At 51.1% G+C, this 223-nt stretch carries 1 protein-coding gene; it reads right to left on the bottom strand.

The features are described 5' to 3' along the window. Positions 1–223 (bottom strand): transposase (locus tag ACGF49_RS25475; protein ID WP_387493649.1); only part of this gene is annotated, 223 nt, incomplete at both ends.

The following is a 223-nucleotide window of genomic DNA, read 5'->3' as shown; positions in this document are numbered from 1 at the left end:
ACCGCTGACAATCCCTTACGCCGAAAGCGTTCCAGTCTCTGAATTCCCCGTAATGCCGAAAATACCGGTTCTACCAGGCTCTTCCGTTGACTCAATATCTGTTTTGACTCCGGTCGGGCCATATGCAAACGAAGTGTCTCCCGCCCTTCATCTTCCGGATAACGTTTTATTTTTCTTCCTCCTTTAGCCTTTGTGCAGCCCGCTTTCTTCGGGCATCCGGCAC

Source organism: Photorhabdus sp. RM96S, assembly GCF_042879335.1.
Classification (GTDB): Bacteria; Pseudomonadota; Gammaproteobacteria; order Enterobacterales; family Enterobacteriaceae; genus Photorhabdus; species Photorhabdus kayaii.
Note: the sequence above shows the minus strand (reverse complement) of the source record. Positions and strands in the feature narration are given on the sequence as shown.